The following is a 13742-nucleotide window of genomic DNA, read 5'->3' as shown; positions in this document are numbered from 1 at the left end:
AACAATCTGCTCCAACGTTAGCATTTCAGGGCGCGTTCGGATCGGCGATAAGGCCTATCTTGGGCCTCAGTGTGCGATAAGTAACGGCGTTTCCGTTGGGGAACTGGCGACCGTTTCAATTGGTTCAGTTGTCACGAAGGATGTAACTTCCAAATCACGAGTAACGGGCAATTTTGCGCTGCCACACGACAAATGGCTAAATCTTGTTCGCAAGTTTAGGTAAAAGAGCGCAGAACCCTATCGCGACCGGCTTGGTCAGCGGAATCAAGGTATAAATTGAAATATGGTAGAACCGAGAACGAAGAAGCGGGTGGCAATGGTCGTGCCCAATATGTGCAATCCTGACTATCGGGTAGTGAAAGAGGCAGAGTCGCTTGCCGCCGCAGGATATGAAGTCCGCGTTTTCTGCACATGGAAACCAGGCGCAAGGGTGCCGGTTTTAGAAGAGTTTAACGGCGTGACTTATGTCCGGCGCGAGTGGAACGTGGTTGGCTTGATCAAGCACAAGCTATTCGGAACCCCGTTGCCAACAGACACTGTCCGATTGAATAATCGTTATCGCGAAGAAGATGAAGAATAATGGGTATACTGAGCAGAATACAGAGGTTCGGCTACTCCGCCGCGGATTCAAGGTTCAAGAAGTTTAGTCTTCTTTTCCACACCGTCTCTTGCGATCTATCGTTGCGGATGGTGTTCCAGAAGGAAATGACCGACTGGCAGCCTGACATCGTTCATTCGCATGACGGCATTTCACTGCCGCTTGCGGCCAAGGTCGCAGAGGCGTGCAATGCCAAGCTTGTATTTGATAGCCATGAACTTGAGACGCATCGCAACCCGCCGCTGCCGTGGCTGCGTAAGATGCAGGTGGTGCATCTTGAGAAGAAGTATCTGCCCAAGGCAGATGTGATTTTCACCGTCGGGCACAAGATCGCAGGGTATCTTGAGAAGACCTACAAAATTGCTCGTCCTATCGTGCTATTCAATAGCCCGCGGAAGAAGAGCTGGCCGATCCTAGAGCGACAGATGACGTTGGATCGCAGCGATATCCGTGACGAGTTGATGATACGGGATGGTGCATTCTTGATCGTCCACACGGGCAACGTGACGTTTAACCGTGGCCTGGAGCAGGCCGTCATTGGCTTATCAAAAGCGGCGGACAATGCTGATTTTATGGAAAAATACCCTCGTGGTATCCATTTTGCGATGATCGGAAACCGAGTGCCTGCAGTGGTCAACCGGATCGAAGCGTTGCACAGGAAATACGGCGAGAATATCGGCCTTCACTTTGTCCCGCCGATCGCTCCGAATGGGATCGTGGATTACATCAAGACAGCGCATGCCTGCATTTCACCGGGGATTCCACTGGTTCTGTCTTACGAATTTGGGATGCCGAACAAGCTCTTTGAGGCGATTCTAGCCGGACGTCCGATTGTGGCTGCCGACTTGGTTGAAAAGAAGAAGCTGATTGCTGACAATCAGCTAGGCGTATCTTACGAGGCCGACAACACCGACGAACTTGCTGCGGCGTTCCTTGAGGTGGCACTGAATTATGACACCTACATTCGCAGCCCGGAACGGCACGAAGCCCTGGTCGAAAAATTCTGCTGGGAAGCGCAGGAGAAAAAGCTCCTCGAAGCTTATAAATCACTTTGACCTACATAGCCTAGGGGGGCAAAACTGTATGACCAAAGTCGACGCCAAAGCAGTTCTAAAGTTATTGTCGGATGAATTTTCGGCAACGATTGTTGGACCGGACTCTGATTTTTCATTGGAAAAGCCGGTTTCGCTGGATCGGTTTGCCGCTGGCACAGTGACTTTTTTCACCGGACGTGAAATTGCGGAGACATGCTTGGCAACCCCGACATCTGTTTTGGTCTGTCATGAGGCCGCCCAGATTCCTGACGGCATTGAAGTGAAGACTGTCGTTGCGCGGGTGTCAAATCCGCGCCTCGCATTTGGCAAACTGGTTTCGAAGTTTTTCCTTCCACCCGCTGACAGTGGTGTACATCCCAGTGCGGTCGTGCACGCGAGTTCGACGATAGGGGCGGGGGTTACTCTTGGCCCGAACTCTGTGATCGGGCCGAATTGCAGCATCGGTGACGGGACGGTTATTGGCCCGAATGTCGTTCTCGATAACAACGTCGTCATCGGGAAAAACTGCATCATTCGCGCAGGGTCAGCTTTGGGCCAGCCGGGATTTGGCATCGAGATTGATACTGATGGCTCCAACTTCCAGCTGCCCCATATCGGTGGCGTAGTGCTGGAAGATGACGTCACAATCGGGTGCCTCACGACGGTGGCGGGTGGCACGTTGAACCCGACCTACATCTCGAAAGGCGTTGTGATTGATGATCACGTTTTCCTGGCGCACAACGTGCAAGTGGGTGCGCGTAGTTTGATTATCGCCTGCGCAGAGGTCAGCGGTAGTGTAAAAATTGGAGAGGACTGCTGGATCGGCCCAAACAGTTCCATCATGAACCAAGCTGTGATTGGTAACAGAAGTCTTGTGGGACTTGGTGCGGTTGTCACTAAGTCATGTCCCGAGAATGTGGTCCTTATCGGATCACCCGCGCGTGTTTTGAAAGCGCGCTACCCCGAGTAGGAGGCGAAGATGTCGCTATTTTCAAAAGGCGCCGGAATCGGTCGAAAAGCACTTTTGCTGTCCGCACACACCGATGATTGCGAAATCGGCATGGGCGGGACGATCGCTCGATTGATCGAAGCGGGGTACGAAATTCGCTGGCTTGTATTCTGTAACGCGTGGCAATCTTTGCCTGAGGGCTTGGAAAAAGACACGCTGATTCATGAGCAGAAAGCCGCAGCAAAAGCCTTGGGCATCCCACAAGAGAACCTAGAGATCTTCGACATCCCTGTGCGTCTGTTTCCGCAGTACCGTCAGGAAATTTTGGAACTACTGGTGAAGGAGGGGCGCGCAACTCAGCCTGATCTTGTCTTTTGCCCGTCGTTGCAGGACCGCCATCAGGACCACCTGACCCTAGCACAGGAATCAGAGCGAGCGTTCAAGCGTAAAACGCTTCTGGGGTACCTGCTGCCATGGAACATCAGCCACGCCATTCACAACTGCCATGTAGAAATATCGGAATCCCAGTACGACACGAAAATGGCGGGGCTAGAGTGCTACGTGAGCCAGTCCCACAGGCAGTATTTCCAAGGAGATGCAGTTCGAACCATTCTCAAATCCAATGGTCTGACCTCGGGGATGGCCATGTCCGAGGCATTCGAGGTCATTCGTTTGAATCAGCCTCTTTAGAAGCCTTATCGCTCAACAGCCTGTCATAGAAGTCATTCAAGCGCGCGGCCTCGTTGGCCCAGTTGTAGTGGTCGATGACAACCTGTTGCAGCTGCTCCTGTCTCGCGCGGTCCGTCGTTTTGGCTTTGCCAATGGCCGCGCCCAAAGCGCCTTTGGGGGCGTCCCATGGCACGAAATGTATAGCGCCATTCAGCAGCGTTTCGCTGCGCAAGCGGGGCAGGTCGGTGGCAATGACCTGCAGGCCGGACACGATGTATTCTAACACCTTGACGGGAAGTGCCTCGCGGTAGGCGGGCGTGGGCTCCAGAAGGCAAAAGGCAATGTCTGAGGTTGCGAGTTTGCTCGCCACTTCAGATCGCGTGCCCCAGCCGTGCTGGATGATGTGGCGGGCGGAGGGGTGGTTGGAGATGGTGTCGCGCTGCGTATCACTGATGCGCCCGACCAATTCCAGTGTCGCTTCGATGCCTGCCTCATTTGCCTCGTGAATTGCGTCACACATGCGTGTCAGGCCACGTGCTTCGCTGATGTCGCCAACATAGATGCACCGCAAGGGCGGCGTGATTTCTTTGGGTGCGGGCAACGTGGTCGGCCATTCCGACATATCCAGATAGTTGCGGGTGACAACGCTGCGGTCTTGTGGAAACCTGTCGGCAAGCTGTTTGTCCGCAAGCACGATACCATCCAGCCAGCCGGCGGCGGATCGCTCCAGCCTATCGACCAGTTGCGCCGCCACGCGGCGGATGATCAGCGGCCCCAGCCAAGCACGGGACAGGATTGCCTTGGGGAATTCTTCGTGCACGTCATAGACGGTTTTGATCCCATGTCGCTTGAGGAACCATGCAAGCAGCAGCAGGTCTGGGTCGTGAATATGAACCACCCGCGGGCTCATATCGACGCTGAATCGGTAAAGCGAGCGGGCAAAACTGGTAAAGCGAGCGAGGCGGCCTTTGGGGCGCGCCAAGGTAAAGACTTGAACGTGATCTTTGGTCTGATGGCCGGTGATGTCGCCGGGCCCTGCAACCGCCACACGATACCCTGCATCGGCCAAGGCGCGGGCTTCTTTGACAAAAATGCGGGTGTCGGAAACCGGATGGGCAGAGGTCAGGTGCAAGATGTCAATGCGCCCTGACGCTGGATCGCGCTTGTTTTCCGTATTGATGCTCAAGGGTGCGGCTTTGCCATGTTTTCGTTGTGGTGGGCGATCGCGTCGTCAACGCTCTCGTAATAGAAGAGCCGCCCGCCCTCCAGCACGGCGCCTGCAGAGCAGATAGATTTCAGGGTGCTCTCACTATGAGAGACCACGATTGAGCCTGCTCGGTCGAGCCGGTCTTCGAGGACGGCGCGGCATTTCTCCTTGAACGACGCGTCTCCAACGGAGGTGACCTCATCGATGAGGTAATAGGAAAACGGAATTCCCATAGACACGCCAAAGGCCAGTCGCGCTCGCATCCCCGAACTATAGGTCCGAACGGGCATTTTGAAACTTGCGCCAAGCTCGGAGAAATCGAGCACGTAGTCTTCCAGACTGTTGGTGTCGATCCCATACACCCGCGCAATGAAGCGGGTGTTTTGCGCACCGGTTAGGTCCGGGTGGAAGCTACCAGCAAAGCCGATCTGCCATGACACAGCACCACTGCTGTCGACCGTGCCGCGATCCGGCCGCATGGTTCCGCCAATAATCTTCAACAGCGTCGATTTGCCCGCACCGTTTCGCCCCAGAAGGGCGACTGAGGTGCGATCAGGGAAAACCGCGCTGATATCCTTAGCTATGAACTTACGACCAGAGCCGACACGAAAGCTCTTGGTCAGATGATTCAGAGTGATCATCGCAGTTAGCGGCGGTCGCGCACGGAATATGCGACCATCATAAACACTGCCCAGATCAAGGTCAGCAACGCGGCAGATACCGCAATAATAAGCGGTTTTCTTGGGTAAAGGGACGTGTCGGCGATGGTTGGCTCGATATGAACGGCAAGATACTTGGTGCGCCGCTTCGCTTCCGCCTTCGCGCTGTCATAGGAGGCGGCGGCTGACAGAAAGGCCTGCTCGGCGAACTCACGTTCTACGATGAGAGCTTCGTAATCCCCGACAATCGTCACCATGCCGCGATCAACGCCGGAGGATAGGTTTTCGCGTTCCCCCTCCAGCCTCTTCTCGATGGCGTTGATCCGGCGCACGGCTTGCTCCACCCGCGGGTCATTTGCATTCGAGGTGCTGCCTTCCAAAAGGTCGAGGTCAATCAAGGCTTCGGCAAGCTGTTGTTGCAGGGCCGCGCTTACACCGCCTTGGCTTTGCACGTCGATAGTCGGGTCAATAATTTGCGATTCCGCGCGGAAGCGGCTCAGGTTCTGCCGCGCTGTTTTCAGACGCGCGCGCGCATCGTCAAGATCAGCTTCGGCGTATTTGGTGGCGTCGTCACGGGCGAGCAAACTCAGCTTGTCGACCAGACGCTGCGACTCCGTCAGAATGGCGTTGTTTATCGTCTCGGCAGAATTTGGATCGAAAGCAAATGAGGCGACGTGGATCAGGCCGCTGCCTTTGTCGTAACTGGCCTGCACCATCCAACGCCAATGAGCCACAAGCCCCTCGGTCGAGACGTCGGGCGAAATCGTAAAGACAGGATCGCCTTCCGCGCTTGAATAGATTTTGCGCAGGTTGATCTGACTATCGATAGAGCGGACAATCTTCTGGCTTCCAATAAACTCATAGACAATATCCGCGTCGGACGTTGTCCCTGTCGACAATTGGCCGAGCCCTGCCAAGGCGTCGAGCGGGTTTACGAACTCTTCGGACCGGATCGAGAACGACATTTCCGACACATACTGATCAGTTGCACGCAAGAACAGGTAGCCCACGATCAGGCAAACCGGAATCAGCACCATTGCAATGAACGATGCCACCAAGAACCTGTGGCGGCTGCGAAGTTTGGCGTTGCCGGCGGGGCGAGGGACCTTAACGGGGTGGACAGGGGGCGTTTTCGTGACCGCAGGAGTAACTGTCATTTACGTAGATCCTAGTTTCTCTGAACGCTGGCCGCACGGGGACGAGAGGTTTGTTTTTCTTTGAAATGTTCTATACGTAGCTACGACTCGTTTCAAACCAATACGCTCCTTGAGGCAATCATCGGCGCATGACTGATACTCCTGATCAAGGCCCTTCCGCAAATCAGCACCCCGAGCCAGCCATGGCGGTGGCTCGTAGACGGGTGCCGTTTCAAACGGTACGCGTCATAGCCGCCCTGTTGATGCGTGAGGTCTCGACGACATTCGGTCGATCATCCTTGGGATATCTTTGGGCTGTGTTAGAGCCGATCGGCATCATCGTCGTGTTCACGCTGGCCTTCTCGATCATTTTCAAGCAGCCGCCGCTTGGGGATAGTTTCCCGCTGTTCTATGCGACCGGCTATCTCCCGTTCGGCATGTATAATAGTGCCCAATCCAAAATTTCTACGAGCATCGCGCAAAACAAGGCGCTTTTGTTCTATCCGGCGGTCACTCATACCGACGTTGTCCTTGGGCGGTTCACCCTGATCGCGCTGACAGAATTTACAGTCGCGCTGATCGTATTCTCCGGCCTATTGATCTATTCCGGTGTGAATTCCGTCGCTAGTTTTCCGCACGTCTTTATGGCGCTTGGGATGGCTTTGGTGCTCGGGGCGTCGGTCGGTCTGATGAATGCCACTTTGTTCGAGATCTTTCCGTCTTGGCGCAGCATCTGGAAGATCCTAACGCGGCCGATGTTCTTCATCTCTGCGATCTTCTATCTTTACGACACCTTGCCCAGTGATTTTCAGGCGGTTTTGTGGTGGAATCCGCTGATCCATATCATCGGATCGCTTCGGGTCGGATTCTATCCAGAATACGAGGGCGCATATATTTCGTGGCTCTATGTCATCATGCTTTCGCTGGTTTTGATGACAATTGGCTTGGTGAATCTACGGACGTCTAACAAGTTCATCATCAACAACTGACCTGCTATTCGTCATAGGCTGGCGGCGGATATCCGCGAGATTGTTGATTCTTCGCCATTTCATGGCTCTCTCGCACAAAGAATATCTTGTTATGAATTGACCCCGCACCGCTATTTGTGGTCTGTAAGCGCCAGCAATTAACCGTATCTGCAATCGGTCTTGTGTCTGCCGCTGAGGGACAAAAATGGTTTATAAAATTAGCTGCCACTTGCTTTTGGCCGTTGCACTCTCTGTTTCGGGTTGTGCCTTGCCACGCGGCGCCGCGCTCCAGAGCGAGATCGTCAAACAATCCAAGTCAGAAGAGCCCAATATCGCGGTATATCCGGTCACCAAGGACCTGCTTCCGCGTTTCAGCAAATGGCCGAACACCGGCGGCGTGACGTCGTATAGCTGGGTTGGCAAACGCAAAGGCCCGATTGGCCGTGTGATCCTTGCAGGGGATACCGTCAATATCGCCGTTTGGGACAACAACGAGAACTCTCTGCTGACAGCGCCACAGGCCAAGGTCACGCAGTTGCAGGCGACACGCGTTTCCACCAATGGTGCGGTATTTGTCCCTTATGTCGGATCGGTCAATATCGGCGGCATGACAGAAGCCGGCGCACGGGAGAAAATCCAGGACGCGCTTCTGGCAGTGTCCCCATCGGCGCAGGTTCAGCTGACATCAGAGGCCGGCAAACGTCACTCTGTTAATCTTGTTTCTGGCATCAACAGTCCGGGCGCCTATCCGCTCGAAGAGCGCGATATGACCGTGCTATCCGCTTTGGCATTAGGTGGTGGAGCGAAAGACAGTTTCAAGAATCCGCAGATCCGTCTTTTGAGGGGCAATTCGACATATGCGATCAGCTTGGATAAGCTGTTGAAATCGCCTGCGCTCGACACGACGTTGCACAGCGGCGACAAGATCGTTGTTGTAGAAGACGAAAGCTACTTCCTCGCTCTTGGCGCATCAGGAAAAGAAGAGCTGATTACGTTCCCCAAGTCTTATGTATCTGCACTTGAGGCCGTGACCTTGATGGGTGGTTTGAACGACAATCGCGCGAACCCCCAAGGCATTCTGGTTCTGCGCGAATATGGCGCGCGCGCCGTCAGAGCTGACAGCATTTCCGGACCATCCAATCAGCGCGTTGTGTTCACTATGGACTTGGCCAGCGCGGATGGATTGTTCAGCGCTCGCAATTTCAAGATCAACGCGAAAGACGTTGTCTACGCGACTGAAAGCCCTGTGAACAACGTGCGTACGGTCTTCGGGCTTATCGGCGGAGCATTTGGCGTGGCAAATCAGCTAGGCAACTAGAACCTGTTTTGCGACCTGATTTGCTTTGGCTGATTGCAGTGCCTTCTGCGAACATGTGATTTTTAGTTACATAACATCGATTACACGTCGCTTTTGTTGTCCGATCAGGAGCCGTTGCAGCGGAAAACAGTCCAGAGCGTACGCCACAGTATTTTCGCATCCAGCCATGCGGTTCGCGTTAGAATATAGCGCTGATCTAATGCGACACGTTCAGCATAAGTCAGGCTGTTGCGACCTGACACCTGCCATAGCCCCGTCATCCCGGGCTTGACTGTTTCATATGCCCTTGCAGTGAGACCGTATTTCTCACTGAGTTCATCACGAGGCACCGGACGTGGCCCGACCAAACTCATTTCTCCACAAAGGACATTCCAAAGCTGGGGAAGCTCGTCGAGACTCGTGCGTCTAAGAAGCCGACCGACCCGCGTGATGCGAGGGTCATTGTCTAGTTTTCGGTTGTTCACCCATGCCCTTCGCGTTCGAGGGCAGCCCTCCAATAGCTGAGGCAATTTCTGATCTGCCTCGCAAACCATGGTGCGAAACTTCCAAACGGTGAACTCGCGCCCGTGATGCCCTACGCGGCGATGACCATAGATCACCGCCCCACCTTGCAAGCAGAGCACCAACGCCACCAACAGCAGCACTGGCGCAAGAAGCAGTGACATGGTCAGGCCAAGACCAAGATCGACCATTCGTTTAGGGGCGATATTGAACGGTACAGGAGTTGTGCCTGAATACCGACGCGAGTTGATCAGCTGCATTTGAATCTCCCAAACAATGCGAGCGTTCACACTGCAACGTCACTCTTAAATCCCCCTTATCGCTGCCCGCGCCCAATCCGTAAAATTTGAGCGAGTTGGACGAAGTCGAAAAATTTGATCAATAATTTTTGGAAAGTCAGCGTGAAATGCCACGCCTTCGCCACAAGCCGCCCCAACCCAAGAGCCTCCGAATTGCAAAACGTGACCAAGGTAGAACTGGGGGTTCACATGACGTCGATTCAACTCAGAGACGTAATCACTGTGACAGATGGCGACGCGCCATTGTCCGGCATAACCGTTGTCGAAACGGCGTTAGGCGACAGCATCATCGCGCTCGACGCTAATAGCGGTGTGGCGCAGAGGATCAGCATCTCTCCAACCTCGGGGCTTGCGGTTCAAACCTTGATCGCTACCGGCGGAGCGCTGGACTACAGCGGCGCTGTCTTTCGGCAGATGACACTCAATGGCGTCCCTACACTCTTCAGCCTGTCAGATGGGTATAGCGCGGTTCAAACCTACGCCATTGGCGCTGACGGAACGCTCGCGCCACCTGTGACGCTGGAGGGCAGTCTTGGACAAGCGTTCAGCGACATTGCAACCATCGAGACAGGCGGCACCCAGATGTTTATTGCCAGTCATGAAGCCTCCGGCAAGTTGACCAGTTTCATTGTGTCGGCGGCGGGACAGATGCAGATCCTTGCAACATTGCCTGAGTCAGATGACGCGGGCGACATTTCGGCGATCGCGACCGCAACTGTCGCGGGTCAACCTTTGGTGCTGGTCGCCTCTGCCACACAAGATAGCCTGACAAGTTTCACGCTCGCCCCTGATGGCAGCTTGACGCAAACCGATAGTCGAGGAGCTGTCGACGGGCTGGGCATCAACGGGCCCTCTGACATAAAGATCGTTGATCTAGACGGAGAAACCTTCGCGGTCTTGGCCGCAACGCAAACCTCGTCACTGTCTGTGCTGCAGTTGGCAGCGGACGGTCAAATGACCCTCACGGATCACATCAACGACAACCAGTTCACCAGATTTCAGTCCGTGAGTAAGGTCGAGACACTGGTGACAGGCAACAAGGCTTTTGTGCTCGTTGGAGGCATGGACGACGGGCTGACGCTTTTGATGCTGTTGCCCGACGGCACCCTTCAGCATCTTTCGTCCCTTGCCCAAACAGAGATCAATCAACTGGAAGATGTCACCGACATCGGAATGTCCATCGACGGTGACCAGCTTCGCCTGTTTGCATACGGGCAAGGCAATGGGGCTTTCTCGTACTTCACTTACGACATTTCGTCCTTGGGCGACATCGTGCAAGCGGGGTCTGGGGGGGGTGCGGTGTCAGGCGGGGTTCTTGACGACATCATTCTAGACGGTGCCGGGTCCGACGATCTGACTGGCGACGCAGGCGCTGATCTGTTTGCACTCACCGCTGACGGTCAGCCGGATCTTATAAGTGATTTCCAGGTGGGCGTGGATAAACTGGATCTTTCCCGATGGGGGCAGGTCTATTCCATGGAGGCCTTAACCTTTACCCCATTGTCCAACGGCATCAGGATCGAATTTGGAAGCGAAAGTCTAACCGTTCTCTCGAATGACGGTCGTGCACTCACGCAGTCTGATTTCGCCACGCAAGATGTCTTCACCCTCAATCATACTGCAGCGAGCCTACATGCAGGAGACAACTCCGCTGCGATTGAAGGAATCGTGTTGGGCACCGAAGACGACGACATTCTGGAAGGCACCTCAGGCGACGACGTTATGCGCGGTTTGTCCGGCGACGATATTTTCCTCTACAGCGCTGGAATTGACCAGTTCGATGGTGGCAGCGGGATTGACGAGGTTGCGTTTTTTGACTCTGCGACGGCTGTCGTCGTCAATCTCGCGTCTGCCGGTGAAAATGGGGGCGCGGCTGCTGGATACTCTCTAACTGCCATCGAAAACATCGGCGGGTCGGAATTCGATGACCATCTGACAGGCGATGGCTTCGCCAATCAGCTCATCGGCTGGGGCGGCGATGACGTCCTATTTGGTCTGGGTGGTGATGACGTATTAGCTGGTGGAGATGGGGATGACTGGCTCAACGGTGGGTTGGGGGCTGATACCCTCGCCGGAGGGGGTGGAACAGATACTGCGGATTACGCCAACGCCACACAGGGTGTTCGAGTCGACCCGAGGCACCTCTACCTTAATCTCGGTGAGGCCTTCGGGGATCGCTACATTGCCATCGAGAATTTTTCAGGTGGAGCCTTCGATGACAACTTGCGCGGTACAACTGGAGCCAACGTCATCCACGGCCTCGACGGAAACGATTGGCTCTTCGGTCGGTGGGGGAACGACACTTTATATGGTGGCGATGGTGATGACGTCCTCATGGGTGGCGCAGATGCGGACGCCCATTTTGGCGGCGCAGGACGTGACCGGGCAGACTACCGGGAAAGCGCTGTCGGGATCAGGGTTGATCTAATGATACCTTCGCTTTCGACCGGAATTGCCGTCGGCGACACATATGACAGCATTGAGGACTTGGCGGGTGGCTACGCAAGCGACAATCTGCGAGGCGACCACAATGACAACATGCTGATCGGCCGGAGTGGCGATGACGTATTATTCGGCCGCGATGGCGCGGATATTCTGGATGGCGGGGACGGCAACGACACCCTTTATGGCGGCGACGGTGCAGATGTCTTTCTGTTCACCGGAGGGAACGACAGCGTGATGGATTTTGTGGCGGCTGACGGGGATACCCTACGCATAGATGCAGGCATGCTCGAAGGACAGCCGCTAAGTAGTTTCGGTCATATCGTCGCTGGTGGCGTCCAGTTTGACTTTGGTGGGGAGAACATTTTGGAGGTCTTTGGAGCAGTCACTTTGGAAGTCTCTTACGACATAATTAACTGATCGCGCCTTAAGTTCCGACCATGTCTATCTTTGATCTACTCTCGGAACCAGGCATTCACGAAAAGCAGCTTACGCGCCAGTTTGGCGCCGGGTTGCACTACGTTGAAGATGCTCCGGTTTTTGACGTTCCGTTAGTCTGCCTTGCATTCTCGAACCGCTGCGGCTCGAACCTGTTGGCGGGCTATCTTAGGGACACGCCTGCGTTTGGTGGATTTCATGAGCAGTTGAACTTTGATACCGTGATAAAAACCTGCGCAGCGCATGGTTTGCGGTCGTTTCCTGACTATATCCTTCACCTCTGCGAAGCACCGATCGAAGCCGGACAAATCTATGGTTTCAAGACGTCGTGGGATCAGCTTGCGATGCTGTTTCGTTGCAGGATCGATAGAATGTTCAGTGGCGTCCACGTCATTCATATGACCCGCAGCGATACCATAGGCCAAGCAATCTCCTTGATGATTGCGGACCAAACGAAGCAATGGACCAGTGCGCAAGCTGCACGCTCAGACGTTCGCCCGCAATACCGTCCGATGCAGCTCCGCTCACTCGTTCAATCGAGTTTGCTGTCGGAACAGATCGTGCGCATTCTGTGCGATGCGGCGTCTCTTCGGCGTTTGCACGTCACCTATGAGGAGCTCGTTGAAAGCCCCGAAAGCGTAATTGCCGATATCGCCAGCTTCCTTAACACTGACCTAAGCGGCTGGACAGCAGGGCCGCCTCATATTGCTCGGCAAGCGACAAAGCAGAACGACGTGTTCCGTCGACGGTTCCTTGCGGAGTTGCGCCAGTCGTTGGACTAACAGGCGCTTGCGCTTTGTCCGCCTATTGGCCCGACATCGCATTACCGCTAAATTCCGCATCGGAAACTATATCAGCGGTGTAAGGCGCGGTATCGCGCATTTCGGAAACGCCCGCGACAAACGCTTTCACGTCACTGATATCAAGATGGCGCAGTTGCCAAGGCGCGTATCTCCACCATTTCAACCTGAGCATTGGCGAGATCCACTCCGGTGCGAACCGGTGCTTCTTGATGACAGCTGGATTGCCAGCAACAACCGTATAAGGCGGCACATCTCGACTGACGACCGAATGCGCAGCCACCACCGCACCGTCGCCAACGTTCACGCCAGCACAGATCAGCGCACCGTGGCCTATCCAGACGTCATTGCCGATCTGAGTAACCTGAACCTGGGTCGGCGTGGAACGTGGAGCTGGCAGAAATCCATGATAGTCATCCGAATGCTCGAATACGGTTCCAACATTGAAGAGTTGGCTTTGGAGGTAGAAGGCCGGACTCGTAGAAGCCCAACCTGTCGGGTGGTTTTGGCGTCCAATCTGAACATTCTCGCCAAAGGAGCAATATCGCCCGATACGGCTCGCGAAGGCATAGCCGGACACATGATAGGAGAAGGCGCCAAGTTCCAAGGAATGCTCGTAATCCACCCACTTGAGGCTGCACGGAGCTTCCAACTTAAACTTGGGCGGCATCATCACGACGCCGCCCGCGCGGTTTAGCACTTCGACACCGCGACGCTTCATATC

The 13742-nt window shown here is 54.8% G+C and carries 13 protein-coding genes; 8 read left to right on the top strand and 5 right to left on the bottom strand.

Annotation, left to right across the window (positions count from 1 at the left end):
• The first annotated feature begins 310 nt into the window (after nucleotides 1-310).
• Genes BM352_RS18340 through BM352_RS18325 form a run of 4 tightly spaced genes read left to right on the top strand, consistent with a single transcriptional unit; the run spans nucleotide 311 to nucleotide 3271 of the window.
• A complete protein-coding gene (locus BM352_RS18340) occupies nucleotides 311-580 on the top strand; it encodes a glycosyltransferase family 4 protein (protein WP_139229875.1) in 270 nt (89 codons plus the stop codon).
• Entirely contained in the window at nucleotides 580-1653 is a 1074-nt protein-coding gene (locus tag BM352_RS18335; protein ID WP_090220594.1) for a glycosyltransferase, read from the top strand. The genes BM352_RS18340 and BM352_RS18335 overlap by 1 nt, the downstream gene beginning before the upstream one ends.
• Nucleotides 1654-1681: 28 nt before the next feature.
• On the top strand, nucleotides 1682-2602 hold the full coding sequence (locus BM352_RS18330) for a DapH/DapD/GlmU-related protein (protein WP_175500739.1): 921 nt from the start codon (nucleotides 1682-1684) through the stop codon (nucleotides 2600-2602).
• 9 nt (nucleotides 2603-2611) lie between these two features.
• Nucleotides 2612-3271, top strand: a complete 660-nt coding sequence (locus tag BM352_RS18325) for a PIG-L deacetylase family protein (protein ID WP_090220589.1) — start codon at nucleotides 2612-2614, stop codon at nucleotides 3269-3271.
• Here BM352_RS18325 and BM352_RS18320 read toward each other — a convergent pair.
• Genes BM352_RS18320 through BM352_RS18310 form a run of 3 tightly spaced genes read right to left on the bottom strand, consistent with a single transcriptional unit; the run spans nucleotide 3246 to nucleotide 6273 of the window.
• Nucleotides 3246-4436: a glycosyltransferase gene (locus tag BM352_RS18320; protein WP_090220586.1), complete on the bottom strand. Its 1191-nt coding sequence runs from the start codon at nucleotides 4434-4436 to the stop codon at nucleotides 3246-3248. The genes BM352_RS18325 and BM352_RS18320 overlap by 26 nt on opposite strands.
• Entirely contained in the window at nucleotides 4433-5098 is a 666-nt protein-coding gene (locus BM352_RS18315) for an ABC transporter ATP-binding protein (protein ID WP_090220584.1), read from the bottom strand. Before BM352_RS18315 ends, BM352_RS18320 begins: the two co-directional genes overlap by 4 nt.
• A 5-nt stretch (nucleotides 5099-5103) precedes the next feature.
• Nucleotides 5104-6273, bottom strand: coding sequence for a KpsE/RkpR family capsule polysaccharide export protein (locus tag BM352_RS18310; protein WP_090220582.1), 1170 nt, complete (start codon nucleotides 6271-6273; stop codon nucleotides 5104-5106).
• Nucleotides 6274-6401: 128 nt separating this feature from the next.
• On the opposite strand from BM352_RS18310, the gene BM352_RS18305 reads away from it, so the two are divergent.
• On the top strand, nucleotides 6402-7241 hold the full coding sequence (locus tag BM352_RS18305) for an ABC transporter permease (RefSeq protein ID WP_090220579.1): 840 nt from the start codon (nucleotides 6402-6404) through the stop codon (nucleotides 7239-7241).
• A 184-nt stretch (nucleotides 7242-7425) separates the two neighbouring features.
• On the top strand, nucleotides 7426-8538 hold the full coding sequence (locus tag BM352_RS18300; protein WP_090220577.1) for a polysaccharide biosynthesis/export family protein: 1113 nt from the start codon (nucleotides 7426-7428) through the stop codon (nucleotides 8536-8538).
• Between the two features lie 104 nt (nucleotides 8539-8642).
• On the opposite strand, the gene BM352_RS18295 is transcribed toward BM352_RS18300, so the two are convergent.
• Entirely contained in the window at nucleotides 8643-9299 is a 657-nt protein-coding gene (locus BM352_RS18295) for a sugar transferase (RefSeq protein ID WP_090220575.1), read from the bottom strand.
• A gap of 228 nt (nucleotides 9300-9527) precedes the next feature.
• Here BM352_RS18295 and BM352_RS18290 point away from each other — a divergent pair, with 228 nt between their 5' ends.
• Together BM352_RS18290 and BM352_RS18285 are read left to right on the top strand one after the other, a co-directional pair.
• Nucleotides 9528-12200, top strand: coding sequence for a calcium-binding protein (locus tag BM352_RS18290; protein WP_139229874.1), 2673 nt, complete (start codon nucleotides 9528-9530; stop codon nucleotides 12198-12200).
• Between the two features lie 20 nt (nucleotides 12201-12220).
• Nucleotides 12221-13000, top strand: a complete 780-nt coding sequence (locus BM352_RS18285; protein ID WP_090220570.1) for a Stf0 family sulfotransferase — start codon at nucleotides 12221-12223, stop codon at nucleotides 12998-13000.
• A gap of 22 nt (nucleotides 13001-13022) precedes the next feature.
• On the opposite strand, the gene BM352_RS18280 is transcribed toward BM352_RS18285, so the two are convergent.
• On the bottom strand, nucleotides 13023-13739 hold the full coding sequence (locus BM352_RS18280) for a CatB-related O-acetyltransferase (RefSeq protein WP_175500738.1): 717 nt from the start codon (nucleotides 13737-13739) through the stop codon (nucleotides 13023-13025).
• Nucleotides 13740-13742 lie beyond the last annotated feature (3 nt).

Source organism: Litoreibacter janthinus, from assembly GCF_900111945.1.
Classification (GTDB): domain Bacteria; phylum Pseudomonadota; class Alphaproteobacteria; order Rhodobacterales; family Rhodobacteraceae; genus Litoreibacter; species Litoreibacter janthinus.
This window is presented reverse-complemented; position numbering and strand designations above follow the sequence as displayed.

Excerpts from the sequence above, each read along its gene's own strand:
- BM352_RS18335 (WP_090220594.1), top strand. The coding sequence starts at position 580 with ATGGGTATACTGAGCAGAATACAGAGGTTCGGCTACTCCGCCGCGGAT.
- BM352_RS18330 (WP_175500739.1), top strand. The coding sequence starts at position 1,682 with ATGACCAAAGTCGACGCCAAAGCAGTTCTAAAGTTATTGTCGGATGAA.
- BM352_RS18325 (WP_090220589.1), top strand. The coding sequence starts at position 2,612 with ATGTCGCTATTTTCAAAAGGCGCCGGAATCGGTCGAAAAGCACTTTTG.
- BM352_RS18315 (WP_090220584.1), bottom strand. The coding sequence starts at position 5,098 with ATGATCACTCTGAATCATCTGACCAAGAGCTTTCGTGTCGGCTCTGGT.
- BM352_RS18310 (WP_090220582.1), bottom strand. The coding sequence starts at position 6,273 with ATGACAGTTACTCCTGCGGTCACGAAAACGCCCCCTGTCCACCCCGTT.
- BM352_RS18305 (WP_090220579.1), top strand. The coding sequence starts at position 6,402 with ATGACTGATACTCCTGATCAAGGCCCTTCCGCAAATCAGCACCCCGAG.
- BM352_RS18300 (WP_090220577.1), top strand. The coding sequence starts at position 7,426 with ATGGTTTATAAAATTAGCTGCCACTTGCTTTTGGCCGTTGCACTCTCT.
- BM352_RS18295 (WP_090220575.1), bottom strand. The coding sequence starts at position 9,299 with ATGCAGCTGATCAACTCGCGTCGGTATTCAGGCACAACTCCTGTACCG.
- BM352_RS18290 (WP_139229874.1), top strand. The coding sequence starts at position 9,528 with ATGACGTCGATTCAACTCAGAGACGTAATCACTGTGACAGATGGCGAC.
- BM352_RS18285 (WP_090220570.1), top strand. The coding sequence starts at position 12,221 with ATGTCTATCTTTGATCTACTCTCGGAACCAGGCATTCACGAAAAGCAG.
- BM352_RS18280 (WP_175500738.1), bottom strand. The coding sequence starts at position 13,739 with ATGAAGCGTCGCGGTGTCGAAGTGCTAAACCGCGCGGGCGGCGTCGTG.